The organism is Mycobacterium sp. (assembly GCF_035603715.1).
GTDB lineage: Bacteria > Actinomycetota > Actinomycetes > Mycobacteriales > Mycobacteriaceae > Mycobacterium.
In genome coordinates, this window is sequence record NZ_DATNJW010000482.1 from 1 (window position 1) to 14423 (window position 14423).

Annotated in this window: 13 protein-coding genes; 10 read left to right on the forward strand and 3 right to left on the reverse strand. The window is 65.7% G+C overall.

Annotation, left to right across the window (positions count from 1 at the left end):
* From VN856_RS19980 to VN856_RS19990, 3 genes are all read left to right on the forward strand, one after another.
* The coding region (locus tag VN856_RS19980; RefSeq protein ID WP_414687007.1) for an alkyl hydroperoxide reductase at positions 1-520 on the forward strand (520 nt) is incomplete at its 5' end.
* 25 nt (positions 521-545) lie between these two features.
* Positions 546-1025, forward strand: a complete 480-nt coding sequence (locus tag VN856_RS19985; protein ID WP_325692160.1) for a nucleoside deaminase — start codon at positions 546-548, stop codon at positions 1023-1025.
* Positions 1022-2320 carry an alpha-amylase family glycosyl hydrolase gene (locus tag VN856_RS19990; protein ID WP_325692162.1) on the forward strand — a complete coding sequence of 433 codons (1299 nt, stop codon included), beginning with the start codon at positions 1022-1024 and terminating at the stop codon, positions 2318-2320. Before VN856_RS19985 ends, VN856_RS19990 begins: the two co-directional genes overlap by 4 nt.
* On the opposite strand, the gene VN856_RS19995 is transcribed toward VN856_RS19990, so the two are convergent.
* A complete protein-coding gene (locus tag VN856_RS19995; RefSeq protein WP_325692164.1) occupies positions 2317-2748 on the reverse strand; it encodes a DUF1810 domain-containing protein in 432 nt (143 codons plus the stop codon). The two genes, VN856_RS19990 and VN856_RS19995, sit on opposite strands and share 4 nt — an antisense overlap.
* A gap of 18 nt (positions 2749-2766) precedes the next feature.
* On the opposite strand from VN856_RS19995, the gene VN856_RS20000 reads away from it, so the two are divergent.
* The 7 genes from VN856_RS20000 (at position 2767) to VN856_RS20030 (ending at position 10722) form a co-directional block, all read left to right on the forward strand.
* Complete coding sequence (locus VN856_RS20000; RefSeq protein WP_325692166.1) at positions 2767-4020, forward strand: alpha-hydroxy acid oxidase; 1254 nt, start codon at positions 2767-2769, stop codon at positions 4018-4020.
* Positions 4021-4491: 471 nt separating this feature from the next.
* Entirely contained in the window at positions 4492-4944 is a 453-nt protein-coding gene (locus tag VN856_RS20005; protein ID WP_325692168.1) for an RICIN domain-containing protein, read from the forward strand.
* Between the two features lie 90 nt (positions 4945-5034).
* Positions 5035-5988, forward strand: a complete 954-nt coding sequence (locus VN856_RS20010; protein ID WP_325692170.1) for a 2-hydroxyacid dehydrogenase — start codon at positions 5035-5037, stop codon at positions 5986-5988.
* Between the two features lie 380 nt (positions 5989-6368).
* Positions 6369-8684, forward strand: coding sequence for an endopeptidase La (gene lon / locus VN856_RS20015; protein ID WP_325692172.1), 2316 nt, complete (start codon positions 6369-6371; stop codon positions 8682-8684).
* A gap of 19 nt (positions 8685-8703) precedes the next feature.
* Positions 8704-9093 (forward strand): nitroreductase/quinone reductase family protein, encoded by a 390-nt coding sequence (locus tag VN856_RS20020; protein ID WP_325692174.1) that lies wholly within the window; start codon positions 8704-8706, stop codon positions 9091-9093.
* Between the two features lie 12 nt (positions 9094-9105).
* Positions 9106-9438: a TfoX/Sxy family protein gene (locus VN856_RS20025; protein ID WP_325692176.1), complete on the forward strand. Its 333-nt coding sequence runs from the start codon at positions 9106-9108 to the stop codon at positions 9436-9438.
* Positions 9439-9480: 42 nt separating this feature from the next.
* The gene (locus tag VN856_RS20030; protein ID WP_325692178.1) at positions 9481-10722 is read left to right on the forward strand and encodes an NAD(P)/FAD-dependent oxidoreductase; all 1242 of its coding nucleotides are present in this window, start codon (positions 9481-9483) and stop codon (positions 10720-10722) included.
* Here VN856_RS20030 and VN856_RS20035 read toward each other — a convergent pair.
* Positions 10709-12802 carry an NAD-dependent epimerase/dehydratase family protein gene (locus VN856_RS20035; RefSeq protein WP_325692180.1) on the reverse strand — a complete coding sequence of 698 codons (2094 nt, stop codon included), beginning with the start codon at positions 12800-12802 and terminating at the stop codon, positions 10709-10711. The genes VN856_RS20030 and VN856_RS20035 overlap by 14 nt on opposite strands.
* A gap of 87 nt (positions 12803-12889) precedes the next feature.
* Positions 12890-14374, reverse strand: coding sequence for an acetyl-CoA acetyltransferase (locus VN856_RS20040; RefSeq protein WP_325692184.1), 1485 nt, complete (start codon positions 14372-14374; stop codon positions 12890-12892).
* Positions 14375-14423 lie beyond the last annotated feature (49 nt).

Here is a 14423-nt window from a genome sequence, read left to right on the forward strand (position 1 = left end):
CAAAGAAGCACTGCCCGACTACGCCAAGGACCTCAAGCTCAATCTGGGTTCGATCAGTCGCAGCACGGTGTTGAACGAAGAACAGCTGTGGGGCACGTTGCTGGCCAGTGCCGCCGCGACGCGGAATACCCAGGTGCTGGCTGAAATTGGCGCCGAGGCAGCAGATGTCTTGTCGTCCGAGGCCTACCAGGCGGCGCTGGGCGCCGCGTCGATCATGGGGATGAACAACGTGTTCTACCGTGGCCGCGGCTTCCTGGACGGCAAGTACGACGACCTTCGTCCCGGCCTGCGGATGAACATCATCGGTAACCCGGGCGTGGACAAAGCCAATTTCGAGCTGTGGTCGTTCGCGGTGTCCTCGATCAACGGGTGTGCACATTGCGTGACCGCCCACGAGCACACCTTGCGCGAGGCCGGCGTCGACCGCGAAGCGATCCTGGAGGCGTTGAAGGTCGCCGCGATCATCACCGGGGTCGCGCAGGCGGTCACCACCGCCCAAACGTTGGCGACCGCCGGGTAGATCGGAGTCCGTAGACTCCCGGTCTGTGGTCTCCCGCGACGTCGATCTGCAGCACCTGCGGCGCTGCAGCGAGCTTGCCCGCATCGCACTGAAAGCCGGACATGGTCCTTTCGGTGCGATGCTGGTCGGCGCCGACGGGCAGCCACTGTACGAGGACCACAACCGCGTCACCGACGACGACCAGACGCTGCACGCCGAGTTGGGCGTGATCCGCTGGGCCGTCGCCAATCTAGCTCCGGTGCAACGTATTCGGACCATTCTGTACACGTCGTGTGAGCCTTGTCCGATGTGCGCGGCCACGCATGCGTGGGCGGGGCTGGGACGCATTGTGTACGCGACGTCGAACGTGCAGCTGACCGACTGGCTGATCAGCTGGGACGTGCCGGCACCGCCGGTGGTCATGCTGCCGGTCCGCGCGGTGGCGCCCAGAGCTGTGATCGACGGTCCGGCGCCCGAACTCGAGGAAGAGATCAAAGCGCTCTACGAGGTCAGGTATCGACAGTGACCGCCCCGGCCTGGGTCGAGCATGTGATCTGGTGGCATGTCTACCCGCTGGGATTCGTCGGCGCGTTTCCAGCGAGCGCTGCGCCCGATCCGCCCGAGCACCGGCTCCGGCGCATCGCGGAGTGGTTCGATCACGCGATCACGCTCGGCGCGTCCGGCATCGCGCTCGGGCCGATCTTCGCCTCACGCACCCATGGCTATGACACCACGGACCACTATCGGATCGATCCGCGACTCGGCGACGACGACGATTTCGATTACCTGATCGATGAAGCGCGGCGGCGTGGCCTACGGGTGCTGCTCGACGGAGTGTTCAATCACGTTGGCGTCGATTTTCCGCATTATCGCGAAGCGACGAACGACGACGCGGCAGCCCGCTGGTTTCACGGGCGGCCGGGCAGCTTCCACACCTTCGAAGGCCATGACGGCCTGCTCACGCTGAACCACGACAACCCCGAGGTTATCGACTACACCGCCGACGTGATGACGCACTGGTTGGGCCGCGGGGCTGACGGTTGGCGGCTGGATGCGGCTTACGCTGTGCCGCAGCAGTTCTGGACTGCGGTTCTGCCCAAGGTTCGTCAGCGGCATCCGGACGCGTGGTTCGTCGGTGAGCTGATTCACGGCGACTACGCGGCGGTGGTCCGCGAAACCGGATTCGACTCGGCCACCCAGTACGAGCTGTGGAAGGCGATTTGGAGCGGTCTCAACGACGGCAACTTCTTCGAACTGGACCATGCACTACGGCGACACAACGAGTTTGTGGAAAGCTTTGCGCCGCTGACCTTCATCGGCAACCACGATGTCACCCGCATTGCCAGCCAGCTGCAGCGTCCCGAACACCTGGCTCACGCTCTGGTCATCCTGATGACCGTCGGCGGCGTTCCCAGCATCTACGCCGGTGACGAGTTCGGCTACCAAGGCATCAAAGAGGAGCGGTTCGGCGGCGACGACGCGGTACGGCCCGAATTCGGCGCTCCCCCAGCGCAGCTGGACGCCCGCGGGGTCAAGGTGTGGTCGCTGCACCAATACCTGATCGGGTTGCGCCGCCGGCACCCGTGGCTGCACGCCGCGTCGACGTCGGCGCTGCGGCTGGACAATCGGCACTACGTCTACCAGACCCGACACGGTGAGCAGGCATTGATCGTCGCGCTCAACATCGACGACGCCCCGCTGCGGGTGCGGTTGGATTCCGGCCCTGCCGAGGTGATCGCCGGTAACGGTGCGCCTCCGCAAGAGATCGTCGATGCGATCTCCGTCGAGCCGCATGGCTGGCGGATTCTGCGGCAGGGCTAAGTCAGACGCTGCAGTGTCAGCGGATCCTCGTTGCCGTCGTAGTAGCGGGCCAGCAACTCAACGAAATCGCCGTTGTCCTCGGTCGCATGGGCGAACAACGTCATCGACGAACGCACCTTCATATCATCGGGCGACCCGAAGATCTCGCCGATCGAGCGATCCGGCACGGCGTTGACCAGCCGCGTGCATTCGTGCAGTCGCGGCCCGAGAACCTCGTGGCGGAGGTAGGCGCGGGCCTCGTCGAGTGAGGAAACCGCGTACCTGGCCGCCATGGCGCTGCTGCCCAAGCCGGCGATCTGCGGGAACACAAACCAAATCCAGTGGCTGCGCTTGTGGCCGGCGTGCAGCTCCTCGAGCACGGTCGGGTACACCCGTTCCTGTGCGTCAACGAAACGCTGCAGATCAAAGCGGTCGCTTGCGGATTGCATAAGACCTACCGTGACACAGTGGTCAAACGACGGATACCGAAGGCGCGCGACCTGGCGCCGTTGATCCGCTTCCGCAAGCCCCGGTTCGACCGTGTTCAGCGCCGGCTCGACGATGCGCAGACCATCCATGATCTGCGTCGCATCGCCAGACGGCGGACGCCCAGGGCGGCTTTCGACTACACCGACGGCGCGGCCGAGGATGAGATCTCCCTGGGGCGTGCGCGACAAGCCTTTCGCGACATCGAGTTTCACCCGACGATCTTGCGCGACGTCAGCACCGCCCGCACCGATCGGCAGGTGCTGGGCGGGAACGTCGCGATGCCGTTCGCGATAGCGCCGACGGGCTTCACCCGGCTGATGCATACCGACGGCGAGCTCGCCGGCGCCCGAGTCGCCTCAGCGGCCGGCATCCCGTTTTCGTTGTCGACGTTGGGAACCGCTTCGATCGAGGACGTGGCGACCGCTGCGCCGCGGGGCCGCAAGTGGTTTCAGCTATATATGTGGCGCGATCGGGACCGCTCGATGGCGCTGGTGCGGCGGGCGGCCGAGGCCGGTTTCGACACGCTACTGGCCACTGTCGACGTCCCGGTGGCCGGCGCGCGACTCCGCGATGTCCGCAACGGGATGTCGATTCCGCCGGCGTTGACGCTGCGGACAGTCTTCGATGCGGCGCAGCGACCGCACTGGTGGTTCGACCTGCTGACCACCGAGCCGCTGTCGTTCGCATCGTTGGATCGCTGGTCAGGCACCGTCGGCCAATACCTGGACACGATGTTCGACCCCAGCCTGACTTTCGACGACCTGGCGTGGATCAAATCGCAGTGGCCGGGGAAGCTCGTCGTCAAAGGCATCCAGACCCTCGATGACGCGCGCGCATTAGTGGATCTCGGCGTCGACGGCATCGTGTTGTCCAACCACGGCGGCCGCCAACTGGATCGGGCGCCCGTGCCATTTCATCTGTTGCCCGTCGTCGCGCGGGAACTCGGCGCCCACACCGAGATCCTCGTCGACACCGGCATCATGTCCGGCGCCGACATCGTCGCCGCGGTCGCGCTGGGTGCGCGTTGCACCCTCGTCGGTCGGGCCTACCTGTACGGGTTGATGGCCGGTGGCGAAGCCGGCGTCCGCCGGGCCGTCGAAATCCTCTCCGGCCAGCTGACCCGCACCATGAAACTGCTCGGCGTCACCTGCCTCGAGGAACTCTCGCCCAAGCACGTGACTCAACTGCGGCGGCTGGGACCGGTGACCCCGGCAGACTCCGTTGCCACCTGACGTCTGCGACTTTCGCCTTGAAACCCTACTATTCGGCTAGCGCAACCGGCGGCGGCGATGTGCCGTGGTCTTCCAGAGAACAGGAATCCCAACATGAAGACGAGCGTATTGATGGCCACGGTCGGTGCCGCAGCGGCAGCCTTGGCCGCCGGAGTTATGTGGACCGCACCCACGGCCTCGGCTGGTAGCGACTTCTGCAATTCGCTTCCCCCCGCGCAAATTCACGATTGCAGCTGCGGCGCTGACAACGTCCCAGGTACTCAGGAATATCAGCAGTGCCTGCATGGAACTGCGGCTGCGCCCGGACCCGCCAGCTCACCGGCACCCGCGCCACCCGAGCCAGCCGCGCCACCCGCGCCATGAGCGAAACACCCGGCTGATCCGTACCGCGGTCGCTGGGCGAAGAATCCGTAATCTGCGGCAATTCGCCGCTGGCCGTGTTGATATCGGTACATGCGTATGTCGGGGTTGATGCGCCGCACCGGCCGGGCCGCTGTTGTCGCAAGCGTGGTGCTCGGCGGCGCGATGCTCAGCGCTGCTGCGGCGAGCGGCGACGGCCCGGTCCATGTACGAAGCCGACTGGGCGATGCTTGTCTGGACGCCCCGAGCTGGATCGGCGATGTTCCGGTGGTGATCAACCCCTGCAACGATTCGGACTTCCAGCGCTGGAATCTCAATGGCCAACAGCTCGAGAACGTGGCGTTCCCCGGAAAGTGCCTGACACCGCAGGACAAGACTTCGGTGTTGCACCTCGAAATGTGTAGGGGTGCGATGGTCCAACATTGGAATTTCCAGCCCGACGGCCAGGTCAAGAACGATGTTGGTAACTGCCTCACCGCCTTCGGCGGCCCAGCTCCTGGAACCAGGGTCTCGGGTCGCTGGTGCAACGGTGATCCGGGCCAAGGGTGGGACATCGCTCCCTGACCGGCGTGGTGTTCGCCGCCACACATTTGGCGTGTCCGAGTTGTTGGAAGAACTAGTGACCGCGACAGCGGCCTCCGCAACGATGGTCTGATGGCCGCGACCGTTCTGCAAGTAGGTGGCGTTCCGCCGCCGCTCGCTGCGGCCCTGACCGCGAAGTACGACACTTTGGTGCTGCCGACCGGTGCGGGGCGTGAGGATTTCCTCGCCGAGCATGGCGCGTCGGTCAGAGCGATTGTCGACGCCGGCCAGGGGCCCATCGACGCGAAACTGATGGACGCATTGCCCAATCTCGGTGCGATCGTTCATTGGCTAGACGGCTACGAGACGATCGACGTTGACGCCGCACGCAGGTTGGGTATCGGCGTGAGCAATACGGCCGAGGCACTCACCGACGCCGTGGCCGATGCGGCAATTGGATTAATACTGATGACGGTCCGCAGTTTCAGCGCCGCAGAGCGCTACGCGCGCGCCGGCCGCTGGTCGGCCGAGGGGCCATATCCGTTGGCGCGGGACGTGTCTGGATCGCGGGTAGGGATCCTCGGTCTGGGTCATATCGGTTCAGCGATCGCCCACCGACTCGCCGGATTCAACTGTGCCATCAGCTATCACAACCGCCGGCAGCTGCCCAACCCGGGTTACCCGTACGCGCCCTCAGCAGTGGACCTCGCGAAATCCGTTGAGGTGCTTGTGGTGGCGGCGGCCGGCAGCAAAAACGCGCCACCCCTGGTCTGCCGCGACGTGCTGGAGGCACTCGGCCCGGACGGTTACCTGATCAACATCGCCCGGGGCAGCGTTGTGGACGAGGAGGCTCTCGTGGACCTGTTGGCCCGCGGACGGCTCGCCGGCGCCGGACTCGACGTCGTTACTCACGAACCGGATGTCCCGCAACAGCTCCGGGAGATGGACAACGTCGTTGTGCTACCGCACGTGGGCAGCGCGACGGCGCGCACACGCGCCGCAATGACCGCGCTGACTCTGCGCAATCTGGACGAGTACCTGACGCACGGCACTCTCACTACGCCGGTGGTTGCGCCGACGCGTTAATCCATCGCGACCGAGGACCGGCGATCGACCGCGCCGGAATAATTCTCTACAGCGCTAGCGCCGGAATAATTCAACTGGCGACGCTCCGCCCGACCTAAGCCGAAGACTACAGACAACATTCCGGCCACAAACCCGATGATTCCGAGGACTACCAAGATATCGGCCATGACAACAAGCTTGCGCGTTACCTGGCCGTAACATGGAAACACTCCGCGGCGTGGCGGTGAAGAATCGGTGAACCTTGCGTGTTTGCGGCTAAAAGGCCGCGGCCGGAGGGTTTCAGGAGCACCATGCGCCCCCGAACCACCCCCTTCTGACGTACCGGGAACAATTCCGCGGCCATCCAGGTTGAGCGCATCAGGCTTAACTTTGGAGGAATGATGGCTGAAGCCAAATCAGTGCCGGTGTTGTTCGTCAGCGATCCGATCGTGCTGCCCGGAATGGTGGTGCCGATCGCCCTGGATGACGCCGCTCGCGCGGCCGTCGACGCTGCGCGTGCCACCGAATCCGGCACACTGCTGATCGCGCCCCGGCTCGAGGACCGCTACCCGTCCTACGGCGTGCTCGCGACGATCGTGCAGGTCGGCCGCATACCCGGCGGCGGCACCGCGGCAGTCGTGCGTGGCGAGCGACGGGCCCACATCGGTGCCGGCGCCAGCGGGCCGGGTGCCGCGCTGTGGGTCGAGGTGACCGAGATCGCCGATGCCGAACCCCGTGACGAGACTCGCAAGCTCGCGGGCGAATACAAGAAATTGCTGCTGGCGATGCTGCAGCGCCGCGAGGCCTGGGAGCTCGTCGACGTGGTCAACAAGCTGACCGATCCCTCGGCCCTGGCCGACATGGCCGGTTACGCGTCGTATCTGACCGCCGTGCAGAAGCGCCAGTTGCTGGAGACGGAGGATGTCGCCGAGCGGCTGACGGCGTTGATCGACTGGACCGGAGACCAACTGGCCGAAGTCGAGGTCAACGACAAGATCGCCGAAGACGTCCGCGAAGGCATGGAAAAGCAGCAGAAGGAGTTCTTGCTGCGTCAACAGCTCAACGCGATCCGCAAGGAGCTGGGCGAGGGTGAGCCCGAGGGCTCCGACGATTACCGGGCCCGCGTCGAGGCGGCCGATCTGCCGGACAAGGTCCGCGAGGCTGCGCTGCGCGAGGTTGGGAAGCTGGAACGCTCCAGCGACCAGAGCCCCGAAGGCGGGTGGATCCGCACCTGGCTGGACACCGTGCTCGACCTGCCGTGGAACACCCGTACCGAGGACTCGACCGACCTCAAGGCCGCACGCGAGATTCTCGACGCCGATCACCACGGGCTGGATGACGTCAAGGACCGCATCGTCGAGTACTTGGCGGTGCGCGCCCGGCGTGCACAACGTGGCCTGCAGGTTGTCGGCGGTCGCGGCTCCGGTGCTGTGATGGTGCTGGCCGGTCCGCCTGGTGTCGGCAAGACGTCCCTGGGCGAGAGCGTTGCCCGCGCGTTGGGCCGCAAGTTCGTCCGCGTCGCACTCGGCGGTGTGCGCGACGAGGCCGAGATCCGTGGCCACCGGCGCACCTATGTCGGGGCGCTGCCGGGCCGGATCGTCCGTGCCATCGGCGAAGCCGAATCGATGAATCCCGTTGTGCTGCTTGACGAGATCGACAAGGTTGGCTCGGACTTCCGCGGCGACCCCAGTGCCGCCTTGCTGGAGGTGCTGGACCCTGCGCAGAACCACACCTTCCGGGATCACTACCTGGACCTGGATCTGGACCTGTCCGACGTGGTGTTCCTGGCCACCGCGAACGTCATCGAGAACATCCCCTCGGCGTTGCTGGACCGGATGGAGCTCGTGCAGATCGATGGGTACACCGAGGACGACAAGGTGGCCATCGCGCGGGACTTCCTGTTACCGCGGCAGCGCGATCGTGCCGGCCTGACGGAGGACGAAGTCGCCGTGACCGAGGCGGCGCTGCGCAAGATCGCTGCCGACTACACCCGCGAGCCGGGCATGCGGCAGTTCGAACGGCTGCTGGCCAAGGCACTGCGCAAGGTGACCACGAAGATCGCTGAGGACCCGGTGACGATCGACGAGCCGGACCTGGTGGATTACCTTGGCCGCCCGCGCTTCACACCCGAGTCGGCCGAACGCACAGCGGTGCCGGGCGTGGCCACCGGCCTGGCGGTGACCGGGCTGGGCGGTGACGTGCTCTACATCGAAGCCGGCGCCAACGACGGCGAACCGGGTCTGCAGTTGACCGGTCAGCTGGGTGACGTGATGAAGGAGTCCGCGCAGATCGCCCTGTCGTATGTGCGTTCGCACGCCGCGGAATTGGGCGTCGACCCCGCTGCGCTGGACCGACGGATCCACGTGCACGTGCCTGCCGGCGCCGTCCCCAAGGACGGCCCATCTGCCGGTGTCACGATGGTGACCGCGCTGGTGTCGATGGCCACCGGACGGCAGGTCCGTGCCGATGTCGGCATGACCGGCGAGGTGACGCTGAACGGCCGGGTGCTGCCGATCGGCGGCGTCAAGCAGAAACTGCTGGCCGCGCAGCGGGCCGGGCTGTCTACGGTATTCATCCCGCAGCGCAACGAACCCGACCTGGACGATGTGCCCGCCGAGGTGCTCGAGGCGTTGGACGTCAAACCGATGACCGACGTCGCCGAGATCGTCGCCCTGGCACTGGAGCCGGCGTCGCAAGGGGTGACCGCTGCTGCCTGATGTCGGATAGCCTGCGGGCATGACCGACCTGCAACAGCTCAAACGCCGCATCGTTCACACGGCTCAACGCCTGGTGGTCAATCCAGTCGGTCGACGGTCACCGATGACCATGCTGGAGACCACCGGGCGAAAGTCGGGCGAACCGCGACGCACCGCGATCGGCGGCCGGGTGATCGGCAACCAGTTCTGGATGGTCTCGGAGCACGGCGACCATTCGCACTACGTGCTCAACATCAAGGCCAATCCGGAAGTGCGCGTGCGCATCCGCGGCAAGTGGCGCGGCGGAACCGCTCACCTGCTGCCGGGCGATGACGTCAACGAGCGGTTGCGCAGTCTGCCCGGATTCAACAGCGCTTTGGTGCGGTTGATGGGGAGCGACCTGCTGACGATCCGGGTCGACCTGGACTGAGACGGACTCTCCATGGCCTACGACACCGACCTTGCCGACCGCATTCGCGAACTGCTTGGCCCGCTGCGCGGCGTCGACGAGAAGCGGATGTTCGGTGGCTTGGCGTTCCTCATCAACGGCAACATGTCGGTGGCTGTCAGCAGGCAGGGCGGTCTGATGGTGCGGGTACCGCCGGATGACACCGAAAAACTCCTGGGCCGAGCCCATGTCAACCCGATGGTGATGGCCGGCCGCGAAGTCCGCGGGTGGATCCGTGTGGACGCCGACGGCGTCAAGACCAAACGGCAATTGACCGACTGGGTGACGCGTGGCGTCGACTATGCGCGGAGTCTTCCGCGCAAGTGACCACGACGTTTGCGAGCCCCGACTACGGGTAAGCCGTACCTCATGGTCAAGGACTCGAAAACTTTCGTCATCGTCGGCGGTGGCCTGGGCGGAGCCAAGGCGGCCGAAGAACTGCGCGAGAAAGGCTTCGACGGAAAAGTCGTGCTGCTCGCGGACGAGGAATACTTGCCCTACGAGCGACCGCCGCTGTCCAAAGAATTCCTGGCCGGCAAGAAAGCGCTCAGCGATTTCACCGTCCACGACTCAGAGTGGTACCTGGACAACAAGATCGACCTACGGGTCAATACCGAGGCGGTCGCGATAGATCGGACGGCGCACACCGTTGCGCTGGCTGACGGCAACGATCTGCGATACGACAAGCTGCTGCTGGCCACCGGTTCACGGGCGAGGTGGTTGTCGATTCCGGGTTCCGATTCCACCGGCGTCCATCACCTGCGGAAGTTCGGCGATGCGGAGAACCTGGATACCGCGCTCAAGGAGGGCACTTCGCTCGCGATCGTCGGGGCCGGATGGATCGGGCTGGAGGTCGCGGCCAGTGCCCGCGAACGCGGTGTCGACGTCACCGTGGTCGAGACCGCCAAGGCACCGCTGATCGGCGCTGTCGGCGAGCAGGTCGGCAATGTGTTCGCCAAGCTGCATCGTGACCACGGTGTCGATCTGCGCCTGGAGACCGAAATCAAGGAGATAACCACCGACGACGGCAAAGCCACCGGTCTGCGGTTAGCCGACGGATCGACGGTCACCGCCGACCGTGTGCTGATCGCCGTCGGGGCCCAGCCCAACATCGAACTGGCCGAGGACGCCGGCCTGTCGACCGGCGACGGCGGGGTGCTCGTCGACGCGTCGCTACGCACCAGCGACCAAGACATCTATGCGGTGGGCGACATCGCCGCGGCCGAGCATCCACTGTTCGATGAAAGGATCCGGACCGAACACTGGGCCAACGCGCTCAAGCAGCCCGCCGTCGCGGTGGCCGGCATGCTCGGCGAGCCCGGTAAGTACACCGAGTTGCCGTACTTCTTCAGCGACCAATACGACCTGGGCATGGAATACGCCGGCCACGCGCCGAACTCCGAGCGGGTCGTGTTTCGCGGTGACGTCGACAGCCTGGAATTCGTAGCCTTCTGGCTCGACGCCGACAACCACCTGCTGGCGGGAATGAACGTCAACATCTGGGATGTGCTCGACGACATCAAGAACCTGATCCGCAACAAGACCGTCGTCGACCTCAATAAACTGATCGATCCACAGGCGTCGCTGAAAGACCAGATCAGCGGATCGTGATGATATCGGGCAGGCGTTGCCCTTGAAAGCGTTCCCGCTCGGCGCGCCGACGTTTGATACGCAGCCGTGCGTCGGAGGGAAGGGTGACCGCTTCATCGCAGGTGAGGTAGAACAGCTCGCCTGCGACAGCGATGAGTTCCGCATCAGCATAACGAGAACCGAGCTCTCGCAGAGTCATTCGCAGTTCATGGGTGAAGCGGATTGTCGTGTCGTAAGCCATTTCTCTCGAAGCCCGGGCACTGGCCGCCATCCGCTCGGACAGCTTCGCCTCTGACGCCGCAGGTGATGTCGGCTGAGGAAGGTCGGTCGCGGCCCGCCCGGCGGCGGCGACCAGCATCGCCGGATCGTCTCCGAACATCAGGTTGGCCAATTCGACTTCACCCGGACCCCGGTGCCCGATCCGCCTGACCGCGGCGGCGAACGCCGTAGCGATGGTGGCCGACTGCGCGCCCACGCCATCGAGGTCTCGTTCCAGCGCCAACGCGCACAGCTGTTCATCGTGACGAATCAGCGTCGCCAACGACGAGGTCTCAGCCGTGACCGCATCGCTTTCCAGCAATGCGCCTATCCCGGAGACGGCAACCTGTAGCCCAGCGCGCCCGACCGTCGCTGCGGTGATCGCGCTGTCGATCAGCCACCGTCCCGAGATACCCCAACCCTGATGAATCCTGTCCCGCAGCAGCCGGATCCGCACCTGCAGCTGAGCTTCCGACAGCGAAATCAATTGCGTTGCATCACGATGTTCGGCCGTCGCGGCCGCGACGTACTCGTGGGTGTCGGCCTTGAGGTGTCGCAACAATGCCAAAGCCCTTTTGATCACCACTGCCTTGGCCGCCGGACCGGGCAGCCCGCCGGTCAGCGGCGGACGACCCATCGGCCACAACGACTCGACAGGTGAGTCGCCTAACGACGTGCGCACGATGTCGTCGACGTTCCAGCCGGGGAGCTGTTCCGCGGCGATGACGCTCGCCGAAACGCCAACGTAGGGACGGTGACCGAACACAGCGATCACCCTGCTCCCCCATTCGTCGGCCACCACGTTGCCGAGCGCCAGCACCGGGCCCATCGCCCGCGCGGCCGCACGCAACCCACCGAGTTGGACGTCGAGCGTCATCGGCGTCAACGGCCCGGGCAGCGTCGCGGCCAGTGGCGCTGCGCTGAACACCGGAAAGCGCGGGTCGGCGCGGTCGTCGAACTCCCCCTCAAGACCCTCCGGTGACGCCGACCGCAATACGGTGCCGTCCAGCGGCTCGGGTCGCACATCGACCTCGGCGGGTAGGGGCAGATGCTCGGGCACATCCGTGGCGCCCCTGACGCCGAGCCTGCGGCCGGCCAGTCCGCGTACGGTGTCGGCCACGGAATCATGTGCAGACCAACCAAATTCGAAGCGCCACGCTTCTTGGGCCGAGGCGAGGTCGAGTTCGGGGATCAGTTCGGGCCAGCTCGGCAGGCGGGCCAGTCGCGGGCGCTGACCGGCAGATCGCAGTAACTGCTGTGCCGCCGCGAGGTCAATGGTGTCCGGGCTGGCCAGATCAACCGTTCCGGTGCTATCGGTTGCCACCGCGAACACCAGGAAGCGAATCAGGTCGTCGTAGTGCAGCAGCCGCAACTGTTCGGCCGGCGCCTTGCCGTGCAGCAGGCTGCCGATGGTGCGGCAGATCATCCAATCGAGCTGGCGACCCATCGGCGGTGCTATCCGCACGACCAGGCTCGGGGCCCAACTGCTGGAGACCAAAGTCTCGGCCTGTCCGTACAGCGTCGGCTGGCCGGCGGAGGCTGACACGAAGATCAGCCGGGCGCCTGCACGCGCTGCCGCATGGGCGACACCCACCAACCCGTTGATCCCCGCGCTGCCGGGCACCGCCGTCTCGATCGGGGCGAGGTGGAGCACCACATCGGAGGCGTCGGCCAGCTGCTCCAGCACTGGGTCGCCGAGCGGCGCGCAGACAAAGTCGACGTCGGGATGCAGGTTGTGGTGTGGATACGCAGCGATGCCGGTGACCGCATGCCCGGCGGCGATCAGCTGCCTGGCCATCGCACGTCCGAGCAGTCCGGTGACGCCGGTCAATAAGATCCGCACGCCCGAGCACCTCCACGGCGTCTAGTCGATTGAAAAACAATAGTCGTGCGAGCCCAGTCCCGGTGGCTTTCAGCTAACCCTGATAGCTCATTGCAATGTGGCGGTGCCGTCAGCCGCAACCATGACCTTGGTGCCACCGATGTCGTCGCCGACGGTGGCCGCCGCCGCCGCGGCGTCGGTGATCAACGCCAGCGTGCGACGATCATCGGGGGTACGGACCGACAGAAAGGCCTTCTCGGGGTGGCCTTCCCGGTCGAATGGGGTCGTCCAGGCTTCGACAGTGCCTACGCCTTCCCACTGCACCGCCGCCGTCCGGGTCGGCTGTTGGTCAACCGCGGATTGGGTGTCTTCCCAACGGAACTCGGATAACGGCGGTTCGGTGCCGTAGACGCCGAAGCTGTGCTTGGTCAGGTAGCCGCCGTTGGCGGTGATCAGACCCCGCTTACCGGGGTTGGCCGCCAGCAGTTCGGCCATTGTCGCGATCGAGTGCGCGACGTAGTTGCTCCACGGCCCGCCGGCGAAGGTCAGCCCACCGGTCACCGTCAGCGGCCGCGCCGGATCGTCGACCGGCAGCCCGAGTTCGGCGGCCGCGACCTGCACGGCAGACGGAAAGCATGAGTACAGGTCGACGTAGTCCATGTCGTCGATGCCCAGGCCGGCCAGTTCCAGCGCTCGCCTACCGGCGATGCGGATGGCCGGGGACCGATGCAGCTCGTCGCGCTCACTGATCGCATAAGTGTCGTGGGCGTCGGTACCCGCATACGGGTACACCCATCGATCGGTCGGGATTCCCAACCGCGTCGCGCTCTCCACGGACGTCAGAATCAACGCGGCGGACTGGTCGACCATGTTGTTGGAATTCATCAGCTTGGTGTACGGCCAGCTGATCATCCGGTTCGTTGACCCGTCCTGCAAAATTTCTTCTGCTGCAACAGGTTTACGAATCCAGGCGTGCGAATTGTGCACCGCCACCTCATTGAACCGCGCCCACAATGCACCGATCCGCTTGCGGTGCTCGTCGACCGGCTCACCCGCGGTGATGCGCAGCGCCTGCTCGAACATCGGGTAGATGAACGCCGGGCGGTCCAGGCCGATGCGGTCCTCGGCCGGCCCGGCCATCGGGACATTTTCGTCACTGCCTTCGGGCATCGGCACGGCGTTGTCCTGCTCGGTACTGCCAAGTCGTTGGCCGTTGGCGCGCAACCGCGTTCGCGTTCGCCACATCTCCGCGCCGGCCACCAACACGACGTCGGCACGGGCCGCCTGAATGTCCAGGCAGGCCCGATTGACCAGCGTCTGCGGGACGTTTCCGCCGATCCCGCTGTATCGGGTGCTGAAACGATCGGCGCCGATCCGTTGGCCGACCAGCAGTGCGGGGTCGCGGTAGTGCACCGATAACAGGTTGACCACGCGGACCGAGTCGACGGCCTCGAGCACCCGCGCGTCGGCGGCTTCGCGGGCCGCCGACACCATCAGATCCACGGGCTCCGGGGTGTTTTCCGGTTCTTCGGTCTCGCGGTAGTTCATCTGGCCGTAGCCGATCAGCACCGGCGTTCTGGGGTTGACGGGCATGACGGAACCTTCCGCGGTTGGCGCCGGGCGAATGCTAGGCGGTGTCGGT